Raw genomic sequence first — 727 nt, forward strand, 5'->3', positions numbered from 1 at the left:
CTTGAAGCATTTCACGGTAATGAAGAGCTGACTCTGTAGGATAGACTTGAAAATCGAGTATTTCCTTATAGCCTTGAGCATCGATACCGATAATAGTATGGACGGCTTCCTTAGAGACATTTCCACGCCTTACAGGGACAAAAATAGCCTCACAGTATAAACATACATCGTCTTGTTTGATGGGGCGTTGTCGATAAGCACCCATTTCCTCTTCAATAGTTTTTGATAGATTGGAAATGGTCGTTGGAGAATAATGAGGACCCTACATCTTTTCGATGAGCTTTGAATCGTCACGTGTCGTCACAGCCTTTTGAACCATCCAAACAATCATCTCCTTTAGATGAGAGAGCACTTCTTGAAGACATTGGAGTGTTTTAACGTCTCATTCACCTAAACGATCACGGGGAATTTTAAGATTCAACCTGCCATATTCTGTTATTAAAGTTCTCGAATAATAGCCATTTCTAGAATTGCCTGCATGGTAGCCTTTGACTTCCCATTTCTCATCATCAAGAAAGACGATTCTTTCACTTTCAAGCAGTAGATTAATCGCTTCTTCTAAAGCCGGACGAAACAGTTCATGAACAGATTCACCTTGGGCTAGTGTTATGAATCATTTTGTGTTAAAGTCTTCCATAAGGGACCTCCTATGTGTGATTGTTTTGTGGTTATTACAATCTTACATAAGTGAGGTCTCTTTTTCTAGGGAGTCTCGGAGCTTACACAA

The 727-nt window shown here is 39.9% G+C and carries 1 pseudogene; it reads right to left on the reverse strand.

From position 1 onward, the window contains the following. A pseudogene (locus ACQV2O_RS08610) lies at positions 1-610 on the reverse strand (IS256 family transposase); the annotation flags it as partial. Between the last annotated feature and the right edge of the window lie 117 nt (positions 611-727).

The organism is Facklamia sp. P13055, from assembly GCF_050409445.1.
GTDB lineage: Bacteria > Bacillota > Bacilli > Lactobacillales > Aerococcaceae > Facklamia.